This is a genomic window from Mesorhizobium sp. M8A.F.Ca.ET.161.01.1.1, from assembly GCF_004792105.1.
Classification (GTDB): Bacteria; Pseudomonadota; Alphaproteobacteria; order Rhizobiales; family Rhizobiaceae; genus Mesorhizobium.
Map to the genome: position 1 here is coordinate 1 of NZ_SRTD01000385.1, position 302 is coordinate 302.

1 protein-coding gene is annotated in these 302 nt (G+C 58.6%); it reads left to right on the forward strand.

All coding sequences use genetic code 11. The features are described 5' to 3' along the window. Positions 1 to 302, forward strand: a 302-nt coding sequence (locus EN804_RS36195; protein ID WP_135922410.1) for a GDP-mannose 4,6-dehydratase, incomplete at both ends; no start/stop codon positions are given.

Here is a 302-nt window from a genome sequence, read left to right on the forward strand (position 1 = left end):
CCGGTTTCATAGGGTTTCATCTGTGCCAAAGGCTGCTTGCCGAAGGCCGGGAGGTTATCGGCCTCGATTCCATGAACAAGTACTACGACGTCACCCTGAAACAGGCGCGGCTCGACCGGTTGAAAGCGTCCGCGAATTTTCATTTCGAGCATGTCGACCTCACCGACCGCGACCGCATTTCGGCGCTGTTTCAGTCGGCCGTGCCGGAGACCGTCGTCAATCTCGCTGCTCAGGCCGGCGTACGCTATTCACTGACCAATCCGCACGCCTACGCGGAAAGCAACCTCAACGGCTTCCTCAAC